Raw genomic sequence first — 26061 nt, 5'->3', positions numbered from 1 at the left:
TACTAATCCTCCTTCTACTCCTTGCGCTCCTACATTTGATATGTTTCTAGTACCTACGCCATTTGTTCCTGTGTAAGTAAATTTCTCTAGTCCACTGGCTACTACTGGCGTATCTACATTATCTATATTCACTGTTTGCGCCGTATCCTGGGTAACAACCTTTATGTTATTGGTATTTGTACTATAGTATCCTGTTGCACTTGGCGCTTGATTATCTATGTATATGTCTTTAATATTACCTAATGCATCGTATACCGTTACACTACTAATGTTATCACTAGGTACTATGGTTGGTACCACTGTAGCCACTGGAGTAGCTGTAACACTGCTACCATATGTTGTATCAGGATGCAACAGTGTGTCTGTTCCATCTTTTGTAATTTTCTCTATTCCGGATTGGGAATCCCATGCAGTTATTGTAGCTATACCTTGATTATATGATACTTTTGCTGTAGTTACTTCTGTATCTTGTGTAACTGCCACTGGATCTCCAACATTACCCGCATGGTCTACCGCCCTTACATACTCTATACTACCCAAATCACTCAATGTTTTTACTTCTGTAATATTTGTTGTTATAGATTCGCTACCTGGATTCGCTATTCCATTATCTCCGCTTGTTCCTCCTGTTTCATTAACTGTATATAAATCCAAAAAACTACCATTTGACGTACTTCCCCCCTCTATCTTCCACAATCCACTTATTTCTTTTCCACTTTGCGCTGTGTCGGTAGCTGTTATCTTTATCTTACTTGCATTTTTATATACAGTAGGAATCACTGTTGGTGCTTGATTATCTAGATATACTGTACTTTGATTATCTAATGCATCATTTACTGTAATAGATGCTTCTGATGGTGGTGCTGTAAATTGATATGCTGCAGTAGTAGGATACGGACTTGGAGTTGCTGTTCTAAAATCTATCTCTCCTATACTTTTTACTCCTGATTGTGTATCTTCTGCTGATACTGTATATTTACCTTTACTATATGTTACAGTTGCTGTAGGTGCTGATGTATCCTCTATTAATGTTACATCAACCAAATTCCCCGCTTTATCAAATACCTGTACTGTATGATCATTCGGTGATATTGAAGGAATAATTATAGCTTCTTCATTTACATCAGGAGAAAATGTAGCAACTACGTCTTGACCCGAACTTTGAGTAACCTTCCATAGTCCACTGGATTTTACTTTACCATCTGGATTAACTATTGTTGGATCAGGGGTACCATTATTTACAGGATAATCTTCATCCTGTACATGAATAAATCCTTTTGTCCCTCTGTAATATCCTTTAACTACTATAGGCGCTTTTTTATCAACCTCATACCGTACTGAGTTACCAACCGCATCAAATACTGTTATAATGGCTGTGGTCTCTTCAGTAGGTGTAAATTCTACTGTACTGTCAAATAAATCCGTCTCATAACCTCTTAACTCTACTTCTGTATACAAATTATTTGAGTTGTGTATATATATTTTTCTTACTGAATCATCAGATAAATTAAATTTAAATGTTGCCTTATGAGTTGAGCTATCCAATGTTGGCATTATAAGTACTCCGTCGTTATTTTCATTTCTAACTGTAATTCCATTTACTTCATCCTCAGTAATATCAGTTATACTAGCATACTCATCATACACACACATTTCTACTAATGTATTATTTGTTTCTTTCTTTAAACTGATAACCTTTGTTCCGATCGAGTATACTATATAGTTACCTGTTGCATCATATACCCTTATTGTTCCTTCTGTGGGTTCATCTGTAACCACCTTTTCAAATGTTTCTAATTTCCCTGGCCTAAATACCTCCTCTTTATAATCTGACACTTTCACTTTCGTATATGTTCCATTATTATCATATATAAATATCTCTTCAATACCCTCAGGTAATTCAAATTTTATCTTGGCTCTATTATTTTCATCCAGTATAACATCTCCATTATACCGCGTTGTCCCATCTTCATGATATAATGTAAGCGGTGTCCCACTCGTTGATGTTGGCTTAATAGCTGTTATGCTAGTCGCTAATTTATCCTCTACATATAGCAACCATTTGCCATCTACATGTTCTTGCATACTCTTCACCCAAGGTCCAACAGAAAAACATGTATAGTTTCCGCAAGCATCATATATCCTTATATTACCCTCGTGTACATTAGTACCTTGCGTAATATCAATTTCTGCATTATTTATTCCCGAAGGAAATACTGGATCTGAATCCGTTGCCCATGCAATATTTACTAACGAACAAATTGTCATTATTATAGATACTAATTTGTATAAAAAACGCTTATGTTTATTCATTGCACTTTCCTCCTTTAGGGTATTTTTTTGATTTTGTCTTGGGTGATTGGTCGATTTTTTCTCTATATATAAAATTTTTATATGCTTTTAGATAAACTTCACCTATATCTATTTTATGGTGCTTACTTGCTTTCGATCAATATTTATAATATCTTTATAGTTTATATTAACGAAACATATCCAACACCTTTGTGTGCACATATTGTGAGAAATTTAACTATTTTTGTCTAAAATAGCATTAGTTGCGTTTCGTATATATTATTGTTATACACAAGTTTATTTATTTTGGGTGATAACTTGAATTTGCACCATTAGGTTTAATATATATGACCTTAATATGACTACTCTAAAAAAATATAATTAACAATATAAAAATAGCTTTATCCATAATCCCTAGGACCTTTTTATAATTTAAAAATATCATAAAAAAATTTTCTCTTACTATAAAAAATATATATATGCGTTTTACTGTACTATTTTGCAAATACAATTAATTAAATTGTTATACCATCCATTAATCAATAATTTTGTGTTAATTGCTACCACCAATGTTCCCAATAAACTACATGCTCCACCTTTTAAAGCATACTTCACAAACTCTCTTATTACACTTTTCGAATAAAATATTCTTCTATTGTTTATCATATACAATGAATATTGCATACTCATCACACCCAATACTACTATTATGGGAATTAAAAACATTTCTTTAGGCAACACAGCCATAACCATAACAATTGTCCCTCTAATCCCCATTGATTTTATTAATACCCCACTTAAAAACCCTAACGCATATCCTTTTAGATAAATTATGTATGCAATAATCGGAAACCCTATAAGAGATGAACCACTGATCCAAACAACTAAAAATAATTTTGCCATTGTTCTAAATTCTCTAAAAAATATATCATTTTCAATTCTTGCACTACCTATATCAAAAAAATCTTTTATACATTCACCAAGATTTAAAATTGTCACTTCCTCTACTTTGACTAAATCTATACTACCCTTTACTAAACCAATCACCATCACTATAATTATTAATATATATATACGCACATGTTCTCTTATATGCGTGAATACCTTATGTCGTCTTCCCATTTTCTTACTCCAAAATTAAATTTCTACCTATCTATTTAATATGACACAAATTATATCGATATGTATATTAGATGACTTCATCAGGAGGTGCCTTTATGAAGGAGAAAAAAATTGATTTTACAAAAAAAATTTTTATGCTTTGCATATTAATTATTATTAGCATCACTTGGTTCTTCTTGTTACTTCGTATAAATATTGTTACAACTAGAATACTTGATATGATAAAAAGTGTTCGTGCTGTAATATATGGTATCATTCTTGCTTATCTATTCAATCCTATAATGATGTCGTCTAGACGCTTTATACTGCATTTGCTTGAGAACAAGCAATGTGGGCTTAACAAAAAACGATGCGCAAAAATTATTAGCATAACTATAACAGTAGTAATAGGAATTGTCATATTAACATTAATATGTTTTGTCATTTTACCTAGCACATATAACACATTAGCTGATCTTTTACCTAAACTACCTTCGCTCGTAGATCAATATCTAATCACTCTATCAGAAAAAATCGCTTCAAGCAAAAAACTAAATTCTACTTTTTATCAAGTATTAGAGAAATCTATGCTATATTTCGAAGATTGGTTTAGCAATAGTCTAATTAGTAAGTCCAATAGCATATTATCCTACGTCACTAAAAGCATAATGAACGTTACTCGTATCACATTTGATTTGGTTGTAGGAATAATAGTTGCAATATATGCATTTATGGAAAAAGAAAAATTCATCGCTCAATCGAAAAAAATTATTTACGCTTTGTTTAATATAAAATCAGCCAATTACATAATTGACACTGCAAGGTACGCACATAAAACTTTTAGTGGATTTTTGATTGGGAAAATAATTGATTCTTTGATTGTTGGAATAATAAGCTACCCTATACTTCTAGTAATGCATATACCATATGCACTACTACTTAGTGTAATTATAGGTATAACTAACATTATACCTTACTTTGGGCCACTTATTGGTGCTGTTCCTTGCACTATATTAGTATTTTTAGTGGATGGAAAAAAAAGTGTCTATTTTATATTATTCATCATTATATTGCAACAAATCGATGGCAATATAATTGGACCTAAAATTCTAAAAAATACAACTCACGTATCAGAATTTTGGGTAACTTTTGCACTTTTGCTTGCTGGGGGAATATGGGGCTTTATTGGTATGATCATTGGTGTACCCCTATTTGCAGTCCTTTATTCAATAGTAAAACACATTATAGAAAAACTTCTGCTACAAAAGAATTTACCTGCTGATTCGTGTAGTTATATCAATGCAAAAAATATAGATGAAGAAAATCACATTTTGGTATATAATGATAGTGTACACTAATTGGTAAGGAGGAAATTTTGTGTTTAGAACTATCATTTGCGTGGTTCGTCTGTTCTTTTACTTGTTATCCTTAAACGGACGACTTAAACACGTACAAAAATTGTCTTTGGATAACAATATAAGTGAGCATGATAGATTAGTAACAAATTATGTTAGAGAATGGGCCAAGTATGTATTGAAAATTTCAGGTGTAACAGTTGACGTTTCTGGGCTAGAAAATATACCTAATGAAACCGTTATTTTCGTTTGCAATCATAGAAGTTTTTTCGATATACCAGTATTGCTAGCAAGTCTTGACAAACCTTATGGCCTAATGTCTAAAGACTCTATTAAAAAAATACCTTTCATTGGCAAATGGATGCGAGAATTAAATTGCGTGTTTGTTGATAGAGATAATGCCAGAAAAGCTGTCTTATCACTTAATCTAGTCGGAGAAAATTTAGACCAAGGATACTCTATGATAATATTCCCTGAAGGTACTAGAAATAAAACTTCAAACTTACTTAAGTTTAAAACAGGAGCGTTCAAACTCGCAGTAGAAAAAAAAGTATCTGTTGTTCCAATTTTCATGACTGGAACCGCCGAAATATTTGAAAAAAATAATTACCGTATAAAGCCTAATCATGTCACAGTAAAAATCTTACCAAAGATTACTGTAACTAATAATTCAGACTATAAAACGATATTAGACAATGCATATGATATGATATCTAAAAATCAAGATTTAAGTTCTTAGAACTTAAATCTTGATTTCATTTAAACGCACCATGTAATTCTTTTATTCTTGCTTTATATGTTGTCATAATTCCCATCTACAAACCTCTTTTTTAAGTAGATGTTTTTATTATCCTGCAACTTAACGTCCAATCTAATATAATTCTGGGGTTTTTATTTTCCCATCTTCTATTAATTATTTCCCCAATATTTTATTTCCTATATTTGACATATCTATATTTTTTAGAATAACTGCCCCAAAAACAGGCATCATATAGTCAAATTCTTCTGCATATAGGCTTCCCGGCATATTCCCCACTGATATATCCATCAAGTCATTTCCGCAAATCTCACTAATTTTTTTTTCTAAAAACATTTTAAAACACTCCTTTCTCTTTCGGGGTTAAATAACCTAATATTTTTCATATTTTGGTTTTTTAACCATCTTTCTGCGAGAATTATACATTATTTACATTTTTTTGTCAATACTTTTTTTCAATAATCTAGCATTTTTTTCTTAAAACTCCATATCTACCTAATTCTAAATGCTACTTTAAACACAAAAAACACATCTAGCCCTTGCTACTTAAAGCTTAGCGGCTTAATTTACCTATATATATAAACTTATAATTTCTTAACTCTACTTTTCTCTTCTCCACAAGTATATACTCTATCTATTGTATTATATGACACAGCACGCACATTATTCAAAGAATTAACCATACTAAAATATCTTAGCTCATACGCATGATCTTTTGCCGTCCTCTTTGTATTATCTCGCAAACTTATATCCACATTTTTACTAAGCAACAAATTTACCATAAATTTATTCCCCGATTCCACTGCATGAATAAGTGCTGTTTTGCCATATATATCCTGTTTATTCAACACTTCTACATTTACATCCCATACCTTTTTTACTATCGTTTTTTCAAGCTCACCCTCATTATAGGCAATATCCTCTAAATCTACATCTGCTAAATAAGTGAAAAATGTATAACCATCATTATCTACAATATCCACCCTAGCACCCCTATCTAAAAGATACTGTATCACTTCCACATTTTTAGACATTGCTGCATACATTATTTCAGTTCGTCCACATTTATCTATTTGATTTAAATCCAAAATTTTAGTCAAATACTTTACCATAGAAAGTTTCCCAGCTCTTGCAGCATACATAAGCGCCGTTTTTTCATTACCATCAACTTCGCTTACATCTGCATCATTATCTATAAGATACCAAAACATATTTTCATTACCTGACTCTATTGCGTACATCAATGGATTTTTTCCATTATCATCTGGCATATTAATATCTGCCCCATTATATATCAAATAGTCACATATTATATTATTATTTAATTTCACAGCTACAATAAATGGCGTCTCTGTACCTTTACAATAATTGACACATGCACCACATACACCAACCCAAAACTTCACCAAATTCAAATTATTTTCATTTACTGATTTTAAAAATGCATCATTTGTTTTTGCTTGTGCTTCATCAATTAGTTGCAACCTATCCATACAAACATCTACATTGGCCCCTTTAGACACAAGATACTCTGCCATACTCAAATTCCCCGACATAACAGCATACATTAATACTGTGTTGTGCTCTTTATCTTCAACATTTACTTTTAACCCTTTTTCAACTAAATATTTAACTAAATTCTCATTACCTTCTTGAGCGGCATACATCAATACTGTCCTTTTTTCAATGTCTGTTGCTACCAAAGACTCCTTTCTTTTTATTAGGTGCCAAATAAGACTATTATTATTCGATTCTATCGCGTACATCAACAACGTTTTATAATTTTTATCATACTTAAATTTATTTCTTCTCTTCCTCAAAAAGTACTCGACTAAATTTTTGCTTCCTTCTAATGCTGCATAAAACAAAGCATCCCTTCCTTCATTATCCACACAACTTACATTGGCTCCCAAAGCTAATAGTCGCCTACAAATTGGTTTATTCCTCTTTGATGCTGCAATCATTAATGCTGTAACTCCATATCTTGTTTTCTCGTTTACATTTGGCATTATATCTTTCTTTATTAAGTAATTTATTACATCTACCCTTCCGCTTTTAGATGCACACATCAAAATATTCTCACCTTTATCATTTCTAACTGTTACTAAAGCTCCTCTATTTATCAATTCAGACACCAATTCAATTTTCCCTGTCTCTAACGCATACATAAGAATTGTATTGCCATCATCATCCCTCTCGTTTAGATTTATGTCATAATTATTTATTAAATATTGGGCGATTTTAGAATCACCAGGCGATTTTACTGCATACACCAACATGTCCCATATATCCCCATTTATTACTGCACCCTTATCTATTATATATTCAAACATTTCTGCATCTCCAGATTTAACAGCATACTGTATCACACTTTCTCCGAAATTATCTACATGATTTACATCAAGCATTTTATTCTCTACTAAATCTTCTACAAGTTCCATATCTTCAATTTTTATAGCATACATTAATAATGATATCCCGTTAAAGTCTAATTCTCGAGCAAAAGCTCCATTCTCTAACAAAAATCTTATTTCCTCTATATAAGAATACTTTGATTCTTCTTCCATTGCATCTGATACCATGTAAGATAATACAGTAAAACCATATTTATTTTTTTTATTCACAAACTGTTTGAGCACATTCTTTACATTACTGTGGTTAGATGAGATTATATACATCAAATAATCCATCGCTGTAACGCCACGATCATCTTTTTCATCTATCGAAGCACCCTGATCTAACAAATATTTTACTACAACATCACTTCCATTTCCCACTGCATACATAAGCGTTTTACCATCCTGGAATAATTCATCTGATGTTTTTATACTGTCTAAAACACATTCCACCATATCTCTATCATTTTGCTCTATTGTGTGCATAAGCGCTGTTTTTCCATTTAAATCAAATTCATTTACATTTGCACCCAACTCCAACAACAAATTAACTATTCTGCAATTTTTCTCTTTTATTGCACGAATCAAAATTGTTTCTTTTTTGGCTGTTATATTCCCAATTTCTATTCCATAATCAATCAAATAAGAAGCTATGTCAAAATTAAAACTCTCCATTGCATACGTCACCGCTGTCTTTCCTGTTTTATCCTTGGCATTAGTATAAATCCCTATTAATTTTTTCACATACTCAATATTACCAGCCTTAGCTGCATACATAAGCATTGTTCTTCCCTCTTCATCAATTGCATTAAGATTCGCACCTTTATCTATCATATACTTTACTCTATTTTTCTTCCCAAACTCTAACGCATACATTAGTACTTTATCCACATCCATGTTTTTTATAAATCTATCTAATTTTGCATCACTCCATAACTTAACTGCAAATTTTGTAGCATTGTTGTCATTTTTAAAACTTAGTCCATGGCTAAGTAACCATGGAATATTCTCATCTATACCCTGTTCTGCAACATACGTAAGCACTGTATTTCCATTTGTATCTTGCCTTCGTATATCTATTATTTTTTTTAACCTTTGCAACATATCCTTTGACCGAGCTGCATAATATAATATATTCCTTCCATCCATATCCACTTTATTCTTGAACAAATTTATAACACTTAAATTTTTCAACTCAAGCGCATACATTAATACATTCTTCCCATCTTTGTCTTTGATGCTTACATCATTGTCCCTCTGCAAAAGATACCTAGCCATCTCTACATTTCCCATTTCTACTGCGTGCATCAATACTGTTTTACCATCTTCATCATTTTTATCTACCACGTACTCTAAAAGATTTTTATCACAAGTTTCAATCGCATATCTAATATATGCAATATCGTTTAATTCCCCAATTTTACCTTCTGAAAGTATATGTATAATCTCTTTATTGTCTTTTTCTATCGCGTAAATTAAAGCTGTCTTACCTTTACTATCTGCACACTTTACATAAGCACCATTTTCTTTTAAATACCGTGCAATATCCTTTTTACCTTTGATTATAGCATACATCAATAAAGTTATACCATCGTAATCAACACAATTTACAAGCTTACATTTTTCCTCTATTTTATAAAAGATATTGGTATTCTTTTCTATTGCATAATATAATACGTTTCTTCCTTTCCTATCTTTCCTATCTAGTAACCCCATTATTAACTCAACATTTTGTATGTTTGTTAAATAATCTAGTATAATACTTTTATATTTTTTATCATTTATGCCTATGAGTTGTCCAATAAAATCCAACTCATGTATGTCTAATATATGCTCCAATAAGTTCTTTCCAGTATTATCTACTGCATATATATCCGCATTTCTTTCCTCTATAAAATATTTAAGTAAAGCTACATTTTTCAAATCTAGCGCATATCTTAATATAGTTTTACCATTGTTGTCTGTTTTATTTATATTAGCGTCCATTTCCTCCACTAAATATTTTACTAATTCCTTATTCCCAGACTCTACTGCATGCATCAATAACGTCTTTCCCATATTATCAAATTGCTCTAACTCCCACTTCATATCATCATTTATATACTCTTCCATAAGATTTATAAAACAACATACAATTCTCATATCTCCTGATGCTACTGCATAAGTAAGCGCCGACTTATCATTAATATCCCTGTAATATAGCGTATCTGGGGACATGTTAACAAGATATTCAATTATCTCCTTTTGACTCATATCTTTTCCCGTACCTCTTAAATCAACATCATGCTGTGCAGCGTACATCAACATAGTTTTTCCCATTCTATCTACAAAACTTTTGCATAGGATTGGATCTTCCTCTGCCTTTAAAAAAATTTCTATAAAAACTTCATCATTTAAATCCACACCATTTAAAAAACTAGTATCATCAATTAAATATTCTATATCTTCTGTAAAAATGTCACTTTCGCCATCAATTGAATCATAAAAACTTTCCGGCGTCATTGATCCATCATAGAAATCTTCTCTATAAGATGCACTATTAGAACTCATTGGGGGAGAGACTAAACCACTAAATCTATTACTCATTTTTTCTAAATTAAAGAACTTATTTGCACCCTTAAAAGACATATCACTTGAAAATGAATAACACTCTAAATTCAATTCATTTTTAATTTTATTATCTTGACTCTTATCCACTCTAATATCTTTCTTATACACGCTGTTTCTCTCCTTCCCTGCTTTACCTTTTTTAAGAAAAATACTTCATTTTGTCCATATGTAATATTTCATATTTACCTATATCATCCAAAATTACATATTGTAATATTCCATCCTTCATCTTTTTATCTTGTTCAATACATTTTTTTATCTTTCTAGCACTAAGATCTTTTAGATTTTTAGGTAACACTCCAATCTCTTTAAATAATTTTTCTATTCGTTTTGCATTTTTTTTGCTCATCTTATTCAATTCACATGATACCTTAAGACTATAAAGTATACCCAATGCTACAGCTTCCCCATGAGATACTCTAAATTTAGACACACTCTCAATCGCATGCCCAACAGTATGACCTAAATTTAATATAACTCTTAATCCGTTTTCCTTTTCATCTATTTCCACTATCTCAGCCTTTATTTCTACACTCTTTCTTATCATTTCTTCCAAGCTTTTACAATTCCCACTCTCTATTTGCTCAAAAAACTCTGCATCAGCTAACAATGCATGCTTTATTATTTCTACCATACCACAATTATACTCTCTTTTTTCTAAAGTGTTTAATAAAGTTACATTTTCGTACACAAACAAAGGGTTATAGAATGCACCTATTAGATTTTTAATATCCTTAAAATTAACTGCAACTTTTCCACCTATGCTACTATCTATACACGCAAGTAATGTTGTCGGAACCTGTATAAACCTAATCCCCCTCTTATAACTACTTGCTACAAATCCAACTATATCTCCAATTATTCCTCCTCCAAAAGCTATAAGTACCGCATTCCGATCGACTTTGGCTCTATATAAAAAATCATATATATCATAAACCGTATTTAGATTCTTATTCTTCTCATTAGACTTTAATATATACTTTTCCTGTAAAATCTCATTTTCCTCTAAAAGCTTAATGAACTGTTTCCCATGGAACTTATATGCATTATAGTCAAACACAATCACTACTTTATTTAACTTGTATTCTTTAAGTAACTTTATAAAATATTCAAAATTGTCATTTATATAAATATAATATGGATTCTCTTTTGAATTAACTAATACTCTTTTCATTAAAACCACTCTTTCTCCACTCTGTTTACAAATTATACGGTCATTATACTACATATTTCCTAAAATTTAAAGGGGGAAAAAATGCTGTCAACAGTAAATGGCTACAGCAATTTATCTCTGTAGCCACTTTTTTAAATCATTTTCATAATTTTAAAGTGAGTCAAGCTAAAAAGCACCTAAATAGTTATTAATTCCTTTGCTGCTGGATTCTATTTCTTCATATGCTTGCTTTTCCACGATAATATTATTATCTGAAAATAAAACTTTTCCTATTAGAGGTAACACCCTTCGACCATTAATAATATCTGATATTATGCCATCCGATATTTCTACACATTCTATTTCACCATTTTCTTCATTCACTCTTATGTCCTTTATCATTCCTAAATTTATTCCATCTTTAGTATAAACTTCCTTATCCTTCATTTTATAATTTATATCTACCTTCAAATTACTCACAACGTCTTTGTTATCAACTACAATCGCATCTTTTCCCATCTTTAAAACATTTTCCAGCAAAATAATTTTTTCACCAGAAAATAAATTCCCTTCCAATATGAACCCAAAGATACTTTTATCTTTATCTGAAATCAAAAAATCTTGCACTCGCCCAACTATCTCTCCTTCTTTTTCACTAATTATCGGCAAACCTATACATTCACTTTGCTTTATCACACATATCCACCACCATATCTTTGATTTCAATAATAGTATTTCTTAATTTAATATTTCTTAAACTTAATTTTTGATGTCATTAAATGTTATACCTGTTCCCTTTTCTATTAAACTGTTTAATAATTTTTCTTCATTAATCACAGCAAGCAAATTTAAATCTTTGTCTAATATATTTATTATGTGTATACTATCAAAATCTAAATTTTTTAGTACATCACTAACAAATCCATTATTTAACACTGCTATGTGTCTAACTGGATAAATTCCCTTTTTTAAAAATCGTTCCTTCCTAGTTAATATCCTCTCCATTCCTTTTAAATTTGACATCCTAATCTCCTCTCTAATAATGTTATTTATATATATAACAACAACTAGTATATTGAAATTCTTATGTTTTATTATTTGAATTATTCCTAATATACCCAAAATAACTATGCATGTGTTCGATAATCTGATTATCATTCTTTTACTTTTATTCATGCCTAATTTTCTTTCTAATATAATTTTAATAATTTTACTTCCATCTAAAGGTATAATGGGTAATATATTTACAATAAATATACATATATTTATTCTTGTAAAATATAATATGTAGTTAGAACTTGATATTAAATGTGCTATTGTCGCAAAAATTATATTCATTAATGGCCCTGATAAATATATTACGGCTTTTTGATTATCATTAAGACTTCTTTCGTCAATTAATATACTCGCGCCTACACCAACGAATCTTATTTTTCGTAAAGTAACTCCAAAAATTTTAATAGCAATTATATGTCCTAATTCATGTAACAAAAAACTAAGTATAATTAACATACATTTTACTAACATACATACTAACATGTATTTATACCTCTACAAATAAAACACCAGCCTTTTATTAGTATACTATTTTTATCAAAAAATATTTATGTTTTATGGAAACTTATATCTTGTTTTTAATATACTAAATATCACCATTGGAAATATTTGCTTTATTTAATTTCTTCTAAATGGTTATATTATACTTTGACACTAAAATTTAAAATCCTTTTCAATTTTTAAGGAGATGAAATAATTGATTATAAAAAGAGGAGATATTTTTTATGCAGATCTAAGTCCTGTAATTGGATCTGAACAAGGTGGCATCAGACCTGTCCTTATTATACAAAATGATATTGGCAACAAATATAGCCCTACTATAATTGCTGCCGCTATAACATCACAATTAGAAAAATCCAAACTACCTACACATATAGAACTATCAGGGAAAAATTACGGCTTAGCTAAAGATTCTGTAATACTATTAGAACAAATACGCACCATAGATAGACAACGGCTTATGGAAAAAATAGGCCACTTAAGTGAACAAGAAATGGAAACTGTAAATAATGCTATAAGCATAAGCTTTGGCTTGCTAAACTAAACATACTTTGCTCTTTTACTAATATACTTATTTTAATTGTCCTAATATAAATAAAGGCAACAAATTTTCACGTTCGTACGGCTGGGAGACTTATTGCCAAAATTTCAATAAAAAATCTTCCTATATCACAAAAGCACAAGAGTACAATATCCCTTGTGCTTGGTATAAATCATTATTCTACACTATTTACTCTTCTGAATACATTTTGTCATAATAATCTGACACCATTCTCTCTGCTGAAAAATTCCAATGAGACATCTCTATACTGTTTCTCATCATTTCTTTCCATTTTGCCTTGTTCTCGTAATAAGTTGGTATTACTTCATTTAATAATACTTGATACAAAGATTCTGAATCTACTTTATCTGCATCTGGGCCTTCATACCCTCCACCTATTTGCCATCCTGTAACACCATGCTCACATCCTTCTGGCCACCAACCATCAAGAACACTACAATTTAATACTCCATTCATTGCAGCCTTCATTCCTGATGTTCCACTAGCCTCCATAGGTCTTATCGGATTATTCAACCAAATATCGCAACCTCTTGTTATTATCTTTCCTATCTTCATATCATAGTTTTGTAAGAAAACTATTGAATCTGGATACTTTTTAGACATTGCATACAAATTCGCTATAATCTCTTTTCCTGTTAAGTCGTTTGGATGCGCTTTTCCTGCAAATACTATCTGCAATTTTTTGCTATCCAAAAGCTTATTTATAACCTCTTTATTTCTAAATATCAAATCACTTCTTTTGTATGGTGCAGCTCTCCTAGCAAATCCTATTGTAAGAACGTTCTCGTCTAATCTTACTCCATTTCTTTTATAGATTTCCTCAAACAACTCTCTCTTTAACTCCATATGTGGCGCCCATAAATCAGCATTAGCATTAAATGCCTCTACTATTCTTTTATCTTGCCATGTCTTATTATGTACTCCATTTGTTATAGCTATTATTTCAGATGAATCTGTTACGTAATTCCACATCTTCTTAGCTGTTTCTCCATGTAATTTGGCAACACCATTAGCCTTTCTAGATAATCTAAGACCAGCCACTGTCATACTAAATGGATCTCCACCTAATTCTTTCATTTGCTCATAAGTTAAGCCGTTGTATGCCCCCATATAGCTTAACACCCTGTGCTCATGAACTTCATTTCCTGCAACTACTGGTGTATGTGTTGTAAATATTATCTTATTCCTCACTTTATTCCAAGCCTCTTTAAATGACATTCCTTCTTTTGTCATAAACTCTTTTATTAACTCAGTTCCTGCCAACACTGGATGGCTATCATTGAAGTGATATATATCTACATCTATACCTAGTTTCTTTAACGCACGAACTCCTCCTATGCTTAGTATCATCTCTTGCGCTACTCTTTCTTCTTGAAACCAACCATACAATTGACCTGTTAACAACGCATCTGAATTCTCTGGCAAGTTTGTGTCTAACAAGTACAATGGAACATTTCCATACTTTGTACATTCCCAAACTTTACAAACTACATCCCTTTCTCTTATCTTTATACTTACCTTGACACCTGTATCCTTCAAAAAGTCGTACTCGTACGCAGGATAAGAATCCACTGTCTTTCCATTTACACCAATTGTTTGTTCTACATATCCTTGTCTCCATAATATACCTACGCCTACCATTTGTGTTTCTAAATCCTTAGCAGCCTTTAATATGTCACCTGCTAATATTCCTAACCCTCCAGAATATATTCTGAAATCCTCATGTAAACCAAACTCCATACAAAAATATGCTACTTTTAATGTCTTTTTTAGATCCTTTGTCATCTAAAAATTCCTCCCCGTATCTTCACTAAAATTAATATACTGCCTAAATTGTCTGTTATAATGGAATTTTTAGTTATTAATACACTTCTAAAACTCAATATTGCCTCTTACAATATATATAAATGCATTAACCGTATCCCATTTTTGTTTTACTTTACTACCACAATGTGACAATAGCTATATGCTCTACAACCGGAATCAAATGTACTTCACGACCAACCCGTATTCTATAGCACTTTTTTACATTTGTCAACTTTCATTTTTCCTTTTCTTTGTTATTTATAACAAAAAACCTTTTTAACCACAAATTTAATTCGCAGTCAAATTGTACCACACTTCATAAAAATTAGCAAACATTTTTTTATTCTATTACTCCTAATATAACCTCTCCAGGCATCAATCCTTTATTTATAGATTGGTTATATCGAACATTACACAAATTACCACCTGCATAAATTAAAGATATCTTTTTCTGTTTCAAATCTACTGGTAATATCTCCCCTATATTAACTTCAATCCAATGATCCATTTTCCTATTCGCTAAAAAGAATAAACCTTTACTTTTCTTCTTATCATAGTATGCAAAAAATATGAAGTCATAGTGTTTTTGCATTTCCTCTTGCACAATAAAATTTTCTTTTTTAGATAATATACTCATATATTTCTTCCTTAGCTCTGCTGTTTTTTTCATAATCTCTGACATCCATTTAGCTTGGCTAGTCCCCCAATGTATACTATACTTGTCAAAGAATGCAAGCTTTCCATACATAGGATCCTTTTTGGGTAACACATACTGGCCTGAAGGTGTATTCCCTAGCCCCATGTTCATTGGTTGTATTTCCATACATTCACTACCATTCGTAATAAATGGCACAGAATTTGGAACAAAACTATTCAAAAACACTATCAATTCCAATTCTGTTTTGTCATAATGTATAGTTGCAGCCCTTGGTGTATCTGGAGTATCTACTGCTGCTGCAACAGGAAGCTCTGACGACATAAGGCTATCTAATAATAAAGCTCTATTAAACCCTGCATCTTGTACTTCCTTATACACCGACCACAAGCTTCCACTAATAAAATGAAATCCTGCATCTTTTGCTTGTTTAGACTTTTTAGGATCAAACTCTTCCGACCAAAGTATAAAGTTTTTATTGTTCTTCTTTGCCAATGCTACTAACTTTTCATTCAAATCCCTTGGTAGTGCATGGCCCATATCAATTCTTGCTCCGTCTATCATATACTCATTTTGGTAAAACGGTATCACATCCAAAACATATTCCCACAACTCTTTTATTTTATCTTTTGCCGGGAACACGCTAAGCTTTGCTCCATCTTGCAATATATAAGGCGGAACATCATCACTCACGTATTTTTTCGATACCTCATTTCTATCTCTAAAAAATTTTATATATGTAACGTCTGACCACGCTGGCTGAATATCATTTAGTGTATCTGAAAAAGCCGGAGCTGTGGTTAAATGAAAATAACTTTCTATTAAATCCAATATGTTTTCACCTGTATTATTATGCCTCTCTATCAATTGCTCCCATTTGTAAGGGTCTTCATCTTTAGGACACATTCTAAACTGTTTCAAATAATTTTTAAGATCAGGCGTTTTATATAAATCATGCACTGTTTTTTCCGATACATCAACTTTTTGGTCTAAACTAGGTATCTTAAATATACTAAATGTATCCTTATACTTTAAATCTATCCAATAAAACCAATCCGGATGCTCTACTATCAAATCATTATCCCTTGCAACTGTTCTAAATACGAAGTCTACCATAACCCTTATACCCATGATATGACAAGCTTCAACGAAAGCTTTAAATTCTACTCCTAGCATTTCTTTATCCTGACCTAACAATTCCTCATGCAAGTTTTCATCAAGCTTATATATATTTTTTATCGAATATGGACTTCCTATCTCCCCTCTTTTATACTGATTACTGTACTCAAATACAGGTAACAAATATATTATATCTATATTATATTGCTTCAAGTATGGAAGCAAACATAAAGACTTTACAAAAGATCCTTGCAAAACTTCTCCACTTTTGTAATGATCCCATGCCGTAAACATTCTAGGAAGCATACTATATACTGTACTCTCAAACACATTAACTGAATTCTTTGCATTAACATCCAATGCTTTATCATATCTTTTTTTCTTATTTGCATTGCTTAATATACCCTGCTCAATTGTATATATCATAAAGTCATATGGATTAACTATTATCTCATTTTCTGCATTCTTGGCTGTCTTAAATTTATTATACCCCAATACGTTCCAATCTCTTGGAATATAATAATCTCTTTTAAAACCTCGTTTCCTACTTTTCAACTTATCTAGTATGGCAAGTAAATTTTCCACTTCTCTTCTGTCTCCTCCTAAGTTCTACTGTCTAACCTTTAACTCCACCCAATGTCAACCCACTTATCATAAATTTAGACAATGATATAAATACAATAATAACTGGTACCGCTGTTACTAAACTTGCTGCAGCAAAAACTCCCCAGTCTGTATTAAATTGCCCTGATAAATTAGTAAGTGCTATTGGCAATGTATACATAGAATCAGTCGTTAAAACTACTCTCGCTACAATATACTCATTCCATGCATTAGTAAATGCGAATAATGCTGCAACCCCTATTGCTGGCAACGACAATGGTACTATTATTCTAAAAAATATTTGTCTTAAATTGGCTCCATCTACATACGCACTCTCTTCAATTGATATAGGTACTGTATCAAAAAATCCTTTTAGCGTCCAAACACAAAAAGGAACTGCTGTCGCAACGTAAGGGATTACCAGCGACCAAAGATGACCTATAAAATGCAAATTTATAAGTAGTATAAATGTTGGCAATAGCAACATAGGCGCAGGAAATATCTGTGTTATCAAAAATGATGTTAATAACACTCCTTTTCCCTTAAATTTATACCTCGAAAATGCATAAGCTGCTGTAACTGACAGCAATATAGTAATAATAGTCGCAGCTAATGAAACTAATAAACTGTTTTTCAACCAATTAAAAAAATCTCTTTCAAATAATATTATTCTAAAATTCTCTAATGTTGCATTATCTGGTATTATCCTCAAACTCTTAGAATACAACATACTTCCAGGCCTTAATGCCACTGATAAAATATTCATTAAAGGGTATAAAGATATAAAACACATAAATATCAATATGGCATAAAAAAACACTATCTTACCTAATTTGTCATTTCTATTAAAATATTCACTTCTCATTTTTAATCTTCAACCCCTTTTCCTCCATTATTTGCCTTTATAAATACCGATGAAAATAATGCTAAAAACAAGAATATAACAACTGATTTTGCCGCTGCTGATCCATAGTTATAATAATTAAATGCTTCCCTATAAACTCTAGATACTAATATTTCAGTTTCAGCATTTTCTATACCAGCGGTCATGATAAATATTACATTTACCATATTAAAAGTCCACATTGTACTTAATATAATGGAAGGAACTAATACCGGCTTCAATAGCGGCAAAGTAATGTTTTTTAATTTATTCCACGCATTAACACCGTCTAACTCTGCTGCCTCATATATTTCCGCTGGAATACTCTGTAATCCTCCTAGTGATATAGCCATCATAAAAGGAAATCCTAACCAAATATTTGTAATTATCGCCGCGATAAATGTCCATCTTGGCTCTGATAACCAAGGAATTATTATCCCTATTCTTTCTAAGAATATCGAAATCGCTCCATATTGAGCCATAAACATATTCTTCCATGTTAAAACTGCTATGTATTGTGGTATTGCCCAAGGAACCATAAGCATTACTCTAAAAAAATTCTTCCCTGGAAGTTTCCTATTTAATACAAGTGCTAGAAATAACCCTATTGATACTGAAAAAAACAAATTTACAACGGTCCAAACTATTGTCCTTATAAAATCCTTATACAAGGTCACATCGGCTAAAACCGCCTTATAGTTCGCTAAACCATTAAAATTAGGCCTTTGCATCAAATTTACAAGATTCATATTTGTTAATGATATACCCACTCCATAAACCAGCGGATAACCTATCATCACTAGTAAAACTAACAATGCAGGTATCATCAATAAATATGGTTGCATCTTACTTCTACCTATCACAATCTAAAGCCTCCTTTTTTTGTCTTCATCTTTGTTAAAACTAAGTGTGGCCAAACTCTCCACACTTAGTTTTAATTTGAATTTTAGTTATTACTCTCCCAAGGCACGAGCCTTATCTTCTGCAGTTTTTTGCATCTCTTTAATTGCCGCAACTGAACTAATCTTACCTGACCAAACTTTTTGGAATGTAGGTGTCATTCCATCCCAAACTGCTCTCATCTTAGTTATTATTGGCATAGGAACACATTTATCAATTTGAACCTTTAATTGCATCAACTCAGCATTTGATGAATTTTCCAAATCTTTTATTGCTTCTATATTAGTTGGTAATTCATTTAGTACTGGCACAAACTTTAACTGATTTTCCTTATCACAAACAAACTCCACAAACTTCCTTGCCGCATCTAATTTTTCTCCTGTTAAGTGCTTATTAAGCATAAGTACCTTAGACGCTACATAAGGTGTTGGATAATCCTTGTTATCTACTTTTGGTATACATGTAATACCTAAATTTATACCCGCATTTTTATATTCTTCAAATGCCCAAGGTCCATTTATTATAAATGCAGCATTTCCTGTTTTGAATAAATTGCTTGCTTGATCATACGCACACTCGCTTGGCATTATTTTATGCTCACTCTTTAATGCATATAAATACTCAACTGTTTCTTTCATCTCTGATGTATTCAATGTAATATTGTTATCTTTATCAAATACTGATCCACCAAATGCCCCTAAGAACCCAATGTAATTATATGGAGCAGTCATATCAAAAACCAAACCAAACTTATCTTTTCCATCTGAAAAAGCTTTAGCTTTATCTACTAGCTCACTCATTGTCTTTGGCGCTTCTTTTACTATGTCTTTATTATAAAGCAACGCCACTGTATTTCCTGTTATGTAAGGTATTCCATATAACGTTCCATTCAACCTTGCACCATCTAACAGCTTAGTGTCTATTTTTTCTAAAAAGTCTTTTGAAAACACCTTATCCAAATCAGCTGCTGTTTTCGCTACACCAAAAATTCCAATATTATCATCTGGACCCGCTACTATAGAAGGACCGCCCCCTCCTATAACGGCATTCTGATAATTCTGCCTTAGTGACTCTATTGTCATATGTGACCTAGCCACTTTTATATTTTCATTTTTGGATTCGAAATCTTTTATTATTTCATCCCATACTTTATCTACATTCCCTGGATCATCCTCCTCCCAAAATGTAATCTCAACCTTCTTATTAACCTTCGAATTTCCGCAACCTACTGTCAAGACTCCCACTCCAGCTATAAGTGATATCACCAATAAAGGCAAACCTACTTTGTTCATAATTTTTCTGATCATCACTGCTTCCTCCTTCTATAAAAATAAGTTAAGACTTTTGGGGTTCTGTTATTTATCAAATCCTTAAGAATTCCTTCGTTTTCTAGAATTTGTTCACCCTGCATATTATGTTTTAACTTGCCTATACATACTAAAATATACTTAAATTACAATATTTTAATATGACGTCCTGTTCATTCTATTACATTTTACACTAAAATTCAATATTAATTTTAATTTTTTTTGTATATTTTTTTATATATTTTCACTAAGTAGTAGAAAACTTTTTTTATAGTCTTATTCAATTATTCTTTTTGCAAAAATTATTTATCTACCATGAAAAAAACTATCTATCATTGGTAATATCTCCATTCCCACTCACTGGTGTAATATCTCCTATGTATATAGATTTTGGCTTAAAAACACACTTTACAAAATCCTTATTTCTTGCCAATACTTCTCTTAACTCTCTATAAACGTCTCCAAAATATTGTCTTGAATCCGCATCAACTCCATACGCCTCTACTCCCAAACTGTTTGCTATATATAGAGCTCTGTATAAATGATATTTTTGCGTTACTATCACTATTTTCTTTGCTTTGAACACTTCTTTCGCTCTATATATACTTTCATAAGAAGAAAAACCTGCATGATCCATAAATATATCTTCTGACAAAACTCCTTTTCCTATAGCAAAATTTTTCATTATATTTACTTCATCGTATTCCGGATTTTTATGATCCCCACTCATTATCATTTTAGGTGACACATTTTTTTTATATAATTCTATTCCCTTTAATAATCTGTCTTCTAATATTGGACTTGGATAATCTCCCCATACTCCTGCCCCCAAAACAACAATACAATCAATATCCTTTAAATTGGAATAATCGTTACTGTTAATAATTTGTTGTTCCGTAGAATTTTTAACATATGAATTTAACATAACTGGAAGTCCCAATATTACAATTATCATAACTATTACTCCAAATTTCATAACTTTCTTCATAAAAACCTTTCCTTTCTTTCCCACAATGAAGTCCACCTTATTCCTTTGTTAACCTACTGTTTATTTTCATTTCTGTCATTATACACTAATATACTGATAATTTCAACTTATTGGGATCTATACTATTTTTCAGGGAAATTTTCAAAAAATATCGATTAAATATGTTTTAATTTTGTCTATTATGATTATTATCATTAAAATTATTTTCTGCTTTTCTTTTTTATGTTATTTTTTATATTTTTTTATTTTTTTACTAAAATCTATTTATAGCTGTTAAATACCAGTAAAAAACATACTTTTTTTCAATTCAATTGTTTATACTATTGACAAATTCTACAAGCACTGATATAATAACTCAAGAAAGCAAAAAATAGTCTAAATTTCATATCTTTCATATTTTATATGGATTTTTTTGACATTTATTGCAGGAAATTAAGCACTATCTTACTTAGATTCTTAAGTAGTGTAAATATTTTTATAAAGGAAGGCATCTTGTATGAATGATAAATTAACTACTTTAACAGCAAAACAAAAAGAGGCGTACTTGGCCATAGAAGCTTTTATAGCTGAAAACAAGATCCCACCAACTGTTAGGGAATTGGGGGAAATTTTAGGGGAGAAAACTCCTGGTGCCGTGCAAGGTATAATTAATCGCTTAGCAGATAAGGGCGTTATAAAAAAGGAATTAGGTGTGGCTCGTTCTATTAAGTTAGTTGAGTCTAACTCAATGTATCTAAGAGTTATATATGTACCTGAATTAAGACGTATCAATAAGAGAAATATAGATGATTTTTTAACTATTTACAATATAGTTGCATATCATCCTGTTTCTGCTGATATTTTTGGTGATGTCGCAAGTGAAAGTTTCTTTTTAGACTGTCCAGATAATAGTCTAACAAAAAGTCATTTGCAGTATGGTGATACTTTGTTAATACACTCTACAAACAAATTTCAAAATAAAGACATTGTTTTAGTTTTCTACGACAATCATCTTTTACTAAGATATTATTTTGATTGTCCAGATGATGAAAGTAAGGTTATTTTGAAGGCTGACAGCAACTTACTTAACAAGGAAGTATTTGATAGAGATGAGGTTGTTGTAATTGGAAAACTTATTTCTAAAATTCAATTGTTTTAATTTTTGTACAATTAGGATACTCAGCGATAGTATATCTATTGTTGGGTCTTTTTTTAGACAAACAAATGGTCAATCAAAATTTTATTGACCATTTATTGATATATTTTCATAACCTAAGAAGGTAGAAATTTCTCGTTCGTTAGCACAAACACATTTAAAGCACGAGCAAACCAATTTTTCGTGCCCCTCAGTTTTTTTACCATACCGACAAAAAACAAATCAAAACATGGTAATTTACCACATCACCAAAAGTTTTTAGTGTATTATTATTCAATTTTATATTTTTTTTAAAACATACCCTTCTTTACTAACCATCTCGCCGTTATAAGCGCAGTGACAATAGATATTATAATTACGTATGTAAATCCCATACTATTATACTGTAGTGGAAGCGTAACATTCATTCCGTACATACTATATATCATAGTCGGTATAGATAAAACTATAGTAACTGCAGTCAAAAACTTCATAACTATATTCAAATTATTTGATATTATAGATGCAAACGCATTCATCATACTGTTTAATATAGAACTATATATATTGGCCATCTCTATCGCCTGTTTATTCTCTATAATTACATCTTCTAACAAATCCTGATCCTCTTCGTACATACGAAGATGTTTCCATCGCAATAATTTCTCCATAACTATCTCATTTGACTTTAGAGATGTCCTAAAAAATACTAGCCCTTTTTCTAACTCTAGCTGTTTAAACACCTCTTCATTACCTGTTGATTTATGTAAACTTTTTTCTATTGCTTCCGTCTTTTTATCTATATGTTTTAGATCTTTCAAATAAGCCGATGCCACACTTTGCAAAATTTGCAATGTAAATCTTGTTTTCATAAATGTATACAAATCACGCACTTTTCTATTTTTAAAATCCTCTATTATTGGACTCTCTTTAAGGCATATAGTCAATATATGCTCATCTAACACCAATATACCAAGCGGTATTGTCTCAAACCTTAGAGCTTCCTCTGTATCGTATACTATGGGTATATCTACAATAATTAACTTTTGATCATCCTCAATGTCTATTCTTGGACGTTCTTCTTCATCCAAAGGGTCCCGCAAAAAATTAGGAAGAATATTTAGGGTCTCCTGTAAGTAGTTTAGTTCTTCCTCTGTAGGATCTATTAAATTTATCCAAGCTTTTTTTTCTAGTACATCAATCTTCTTAAGCGAATCTCCTACAGACCTTGTAATAAAAAATTCCATCATTTTTTGATCACTTCCTTTTGCATTCATTTTTTTACTCCATAAAGACTATTATATACGTTTTCGCTTATTGTGTAAAGACTAACTTTTTGGGAAATTCATCCCATCACTATAGAGTTTAAGAAAATTCTCGCCATTTTTTATTACTACTTTTTTTTTAATTTTATGGACATAAATTAAGATTACTCTCGCTAAATGTTAGATAAAAATTCATGGCCTAAAAAAAAGAATGTCTGCTTTTTTTCATCTATTAGGCATTCTTTTTCTCTTAAACTTGCAATGGTTACATTGTTAGCACTCCATTTGGTGTATCTATTATCATCAACACATTTTCAACCTCTCCAGTTTCAGTGTTTATGTACACTAAAAAATCATTTTCTCCCAATTTTCCCAAAAACTCATATGTTAACACCTCTGTTTTTAATTCAGTAGGAATTATTGCTCTTTTGCTATTCAAAATTTTCACATCCTCATTTATTTTTTCTCGAGCCTCCTCTAGTTTAATTTTACTTTCCTTTATATTCCTATCCATATGTGATGCGATATATCCTCCTGCCTCAAAACCAACCACATCACCTGTATCCAATGCTACTTTCACCTTAATTAAATCAGGATAGCATATTACATCATCTTTTTTGAATGCATAATTTATTGTTGCGACATTATCTTCATTTATATAGTAAGTGTCAACCATATCTTTATAACCTCTTTTTTTTAAAAAAGTTTCAGCCTTTTCTTTGGCTTCATCTATATTTAGCTTAGCTTTACGTATACTTCTATTGCTAATCATTGAATATATTTTACCACCAACTTTCGTAACGTCCACATACGTTATCTCATCATTTGGAGAATGTAATTCAAAATTATATGTTTCAACCCATCCCTTTGTTGTGCCAACGTATTTAATATCCTTGGCTTTATCACCCAAAAATTTTTTTACAACATCTCTTGCCCTATCTTTTGAAATTTTCTTTCCGACTAAACCCTTTGGCTTTATATTGTCCACATGATCAGAAAACGGTCCATCATATATTAAGGTTGGATAATCTTGAAAATTCTTTTGTATATCGCCCAAATAATCAACTGCTGGAACATTCTTATTCAATCTTCGTAAATTACTCCATCGAAATTTCCCATCATTTATATCTTGCTCCATCTCCTTTAAAGAGTGCATCAATACCTCTGAATATGTTTTTAATTTCTGTAATGTTTTTTGTTGATCTTGTGTTAAATCTTTTTTATTAAGACTTTGCTTGTTCAAAGAATATGCAAAATCCCCCACCTGATTTAAATACTTTGACGTTTTTTTTAATGTTGCTTCCTCTATGGGTATCATATTTAAATTTTCCTGTGCCATATTAGCTTTATGCCATATCTCCTCCAAAAAATTCGAGCTTTTAGGACATGTTTTAAAAACCACTGCCTTTGTCATTATAGTCTTTATGTTATCCACGTAACCCATCATATCGTAAAATGCCCTATTATAATTATTATTCAATTCGCCTCTCAATTTTTTTATATCCCTATACTCATACACTAAAACTCCCGACAATAAAGCTATAAAAATAGCTAATGTTGCTATAATTTTTTTGTTCATGTAAACCTACCTCCATGCAATTGATAACTGTTATTTTGTGCCATTTGCACAAAAATTAT

At 31.1% G+C, this 26061-nt stretch carries 19 protein-coding genes; 4 read left to right on the top strand and 15 right to left on the bottom strand.

The features are described 5' to 3' along the window. Together J6Y29_01940 and spoIIM are read right to left on the bottom strand one after the other, a co-directional pair. A partial coding sequence (locus J6Y29_01940) for a hypothetical protein (GenBank protein MBP5426652.1) occupies nt 1-2313 on the bottom strand: 2313 nt, incomplete at its 3' end. 465 nt (nt 2314-2778) lie between these two features. Then, nucleotides 2779-3414 (bottom strand): stage II sporulation protein M, encoded by a 636-nt coding sequence (gene spoIIM / locus J6Y29_01935; protein ID MBP5426651.1) that lies wholly within the window; start codon nt 3412-3414, stop codon nt 2779-2781. Nucleotides 3415-3509: 95 nt separating this feature from the next. Between spoIIM and J6Y29_01930 the strand changes: the two genes are divergently transcribed. Continuing rightward, nucleotides 3510-4751 (top strand): AI-2E family transporter, encoded by a 1242-nt coding sequence (locus tag J6Y29_01930; GenBank protein MBP5426650.1) that lies wholly within the window; start codon nt 3510-3512, stop codon nt 4749-4751. 19 nt (nt 4752-4770) lie between these two features. Continuing rightward, a complete protein-coding gene (locus tag J6Y29_01925) occupies nt 4771-5487 on the top strand; it encodes a 1-acyl-sn-glycerol-3-phosphate acyltransferase (protein MBP5426649.1) in 717 nt (238 codons plus the stop codon). Between the two features lie 174 nt (nt 5488-5661). On the opposite strand, the gene J6Y29_01920 is transcribed toward J6Y29_01925, so the two are convergent. The 5 genes from J6Y29_01920 to J6Y29_01900 all read right to left on the bottom strand — a co-directional run bounded on the left by J6Y29_01920 (nt 5662) and on the right by J6Y29_01900 (nt 13203). Then, entirely contained in the window at nt 5662-5841 is a 180-nt protein-coding gene (locus tag J6Y29_01920; protein ID MBP5426648.1) for a hypothetical protein, read from the bottom strand. A gap of 248 nt (nt 5842-6089) precedes the next feature. Next, on the bottom strand, nt 6090-10619 hold the full coding sequence (locus J6Y29_01915; GenBank protein MBP5426647.1) for an ankyrin repeat domain-containing protein: 4530 nt from the start codon (nt 10617-10619) through the stop codon (nt 6090-6092). A 31-nt stretch (nt 10620-10650) separates the two neighbouring features. Further along, a complete protein-coding gene (gene aroB, locus J6Y29_01910) occupies nt 10651-11685 on the bottom strand; it encodes a 3-dehydroquinate synthase (protein MBP5426646.1) in 1035 nt (344 codons plus the stop codon). Between the two features lie 165 nt (nt 11686-11850). Continuing rightward, nucleotides 11851-12360 carry a PRC-barrel domain-containing protein gene (locus tag J6Y29_01905; GenBank protein ID MBP5426645.1) on the bottom strand — a complete coding sequence of 170 codons (510 nt, stop codon included), beginning with the start codon at nt 12358-12360 and terminating at the stop codon, nt 11851-11853. Between the two features lie 63 nt (nt 12361-12423). Further along, entirely contained in the window at nt 12424-13203 is a 780-nt protein-coding gene (locus J6Y29_01900) for a site-2 protease family protein (protein MBP5426644.1), read from the bottom strand. Nucleotides 13204-13417: 214 nt separating this feature from the next. Here J6Y29_01900 and J6Y29_01895 point away from each other — a divergent pair, with 214 nt between their 5' ends. Then, nucleotides 13418-13765 (top strand): type II toxin-antitoxin system PemK/MazF family toxin, encoded by a 348-nt coding sequence (locus J6Y29_01895; protein MBP5426643.1) that lies wholly within the window; start codon nt 13418-13420, stop codon nt 13763-13765. A 186-nt stretch (nt 13766-13951) separates the two neighbouring features. Here the strand turns inward: J6Y29_01895 and glgP are convergent, their stop codons facing one another. From glgP to J6Y29_01865, 6 genes are all read right to left on the bottom strand, one after another. After that, nucleotides 13952-15568, bottom strand: coding sequence for an alpha-glucan family phosphorylase (gene glgP, locus J6Y29_01890; GenBank protein MBP5426642.1), 1617 nt, complete (start codon nt 15566-15568; stop codon nt 13952-13954). Nucleotides 15569-15929: 361 nt separating this feature from the next. After that, complete coding sequence (locus tag J6Y29_01885) at nt 15930-17948, bottom strand: alpha amylase (GenBank protein ID MBP5426641.1); 2019 nt, start codon at nt 17946-17948, stop codon at nt 15930-15932. A 31-nt stretch (nt 17949-17979) separates the two neighbouring features. Further along, nucleotides 17980-18831: an ABC transporter permease subunit gene (locus J6Y29_01880; GenBank protein MBP5426640.1), complete on the bottom strand. Its 852-nt coding sequence runs from the start codon at nt 18829-18831 to the stop codon at nt 17980-17982. 2 nt (nt 18832-18833) lie between these two features. Then, nucleotides 18834-19712 carry a sugar ABC transporter permease gene (locus J6Y29_01875; protein MBP5426639.1) on the bottom strand — a complete coding sequence of 293 codons (879 nt, stop codon included), beginning with the start codon at nt 19710-19712 and terminating at the stop codon, nt 18834-18836. Between the two features lie 90 nt (nt 19713-19802). Next, a complete protein-coding gene (locus J6Y29_01870) occupies nt 19803-21056 on the bottom strand; it encodes an extracellular solute-binding protein (protein MBP5426638.1) in 1254 nt (417 codons plus the stop codon). Nucleotides 21057-21381: 325 nt separating this feature from the next. Further along, nucleotides 21382-22044 carry a YdcF family protein gene (locus tag J6Y29_01865; protein MBP5426637.1) on the bottom strand — a complete coding sequence of 221 codons (663 nt, stop codon included), beginning with the start codon at nt 22042-22044 and terminating at the stop codon, nt 21382-21384. A 496-nt stretch (nt 22045-22540) separates the two neighbouring features. On the opposite strand from J6Y29_01865, the gene J6Y29_01860 reads away from it, so the two are divergent. Continuing rightward, nucleotides 22541-23182, top strand: coding sequence for a LexA family transcriptional regulator (locus tag J6Y29_01860; GenBank protein MBP5426636.1), 642 nt, complete (start codon nt 22541-22543; stop codon nt 23180-23182). Between the two features lie 287 nt (nt 23183-23469). Here the strand turns inward: J6Y29_01860 and J6Y29_01855 are convergent, their stop codons facing one another. Beyond that, entirely contained in the window at nt 23470-24408 is a 939-nt protein-coding gene (locus J6Y29_01855) for a magnesium transporter CorA family protein (protein MBP5426635.1), read from the bottom strand. A 280-nt stretch (nt 24409-24688) separates the two neighbouring features. Further along, nucleotides 24689-26002: a germination protein YpeB gene (ypeB, locus tag J6Y29_01850; protein MBP5426634.1), complete on the bottom strand. Its 1314-nt coding sequence runs from the start codon at nt 26000-26002 to the stop codon at nt 24689-24691. Between the last annotated feature and the right edge of the window lie 59 nt (nt 26003-26061).

This window comes from Clostridiales bacterium, from assembly GCA_017961515.1.
In the GTDB taxonomy this organism is placed as follows: domain Bacteria; phylum Bacillota; class Clostridia; order Acetivibrionales; family RGIG10202; genus RGIG10202.
This window is presented reverse-complemented; position numbering and strand designations above follow the sequence as displayed.

Bases quoted from the DNA above. Each gene is read 5' to 3' on its own strand.
- J6Y29_01930 (MBP5426650.1), top strand. From the start codon at position 3,510: ATGAAGGAGAAAAAAATTGATTTTACAAAAAAAATTTTTATGCTTTGC.
- J6Y29_01880 (MBP5426640.1), bottom strand. From the start codon at position 18,831: ATGAGAAGTGAATATTTTAATAGAAATGACAAATTAGGTAAGATAGTG.
- aroB (MBP5426646.1), bottom strand. From the start codon at position 11,685: ATGAAAAGAGTATTAGTTAATTCAAAAGAGAATCCATATTATATTTAT.
- J6Y29_01855 (MBP5426635.1), bottom strand. From the start codon at position 24,408: ATGATGGAATTTTTTATTACAAGGTCTGTAGGAGATTCGCTTAAGAAG.
- J6Y29_01900 (MBP5426644.1), bottom strand. From the start codon at position 13,203: ATGTTAGTATGTATGTTAGTAAAATGTATGTTAATTATACTTAGTTTT.
- J6Y29_01860 (MBP5426636.1), top strand. From the start codon at position 22,541: ATGAATGATAAATTAACTACTTTAACAGCAAAACAAAAAGAGGCGTAC.
- glgP (MBP5426642.1), bottom strand. From the start codon at position 15,568: ATGACAAAGGATCTAAAAAAGACATTAAAAGTAGCATATTTTTGTATG.
- J6Y29_01870 (MBP5426638.1), bottom strand. From the start codon at position 21,056: ATGATCAGAAAAATTATGAACAAAGTAGGTTTGCCTTTATTGGTGATA.
- ypeB (MBP5426634.1), bottom strand. From the start codon at position 26,002: ATGAACAAAAAAATTATAGCAACATTAGCTATTTTTATAGCTTTATTG.
- J6Y29_01920 (MBP5426648.1), bottom strand. From the start codon at position 5,841: ATGTTTTTAGAAAAAAAAATTAGTGAGATTTGCGGAAATGACTTGATG.
- spoIIM (MBP5426651.1), bottom strand. From the start codon at position 3,414: ATGGGAAGACGACATAAGGTATTCACGCATATAAGAGAACATGTGCGT.
- J6Y29_01865 (MBP5426637.1), bottom strand. From the start codon at position 22,044: ATGAAGAAAGTTATGAAATTTGGAGTAATAGTTATGATAATTGTAATA.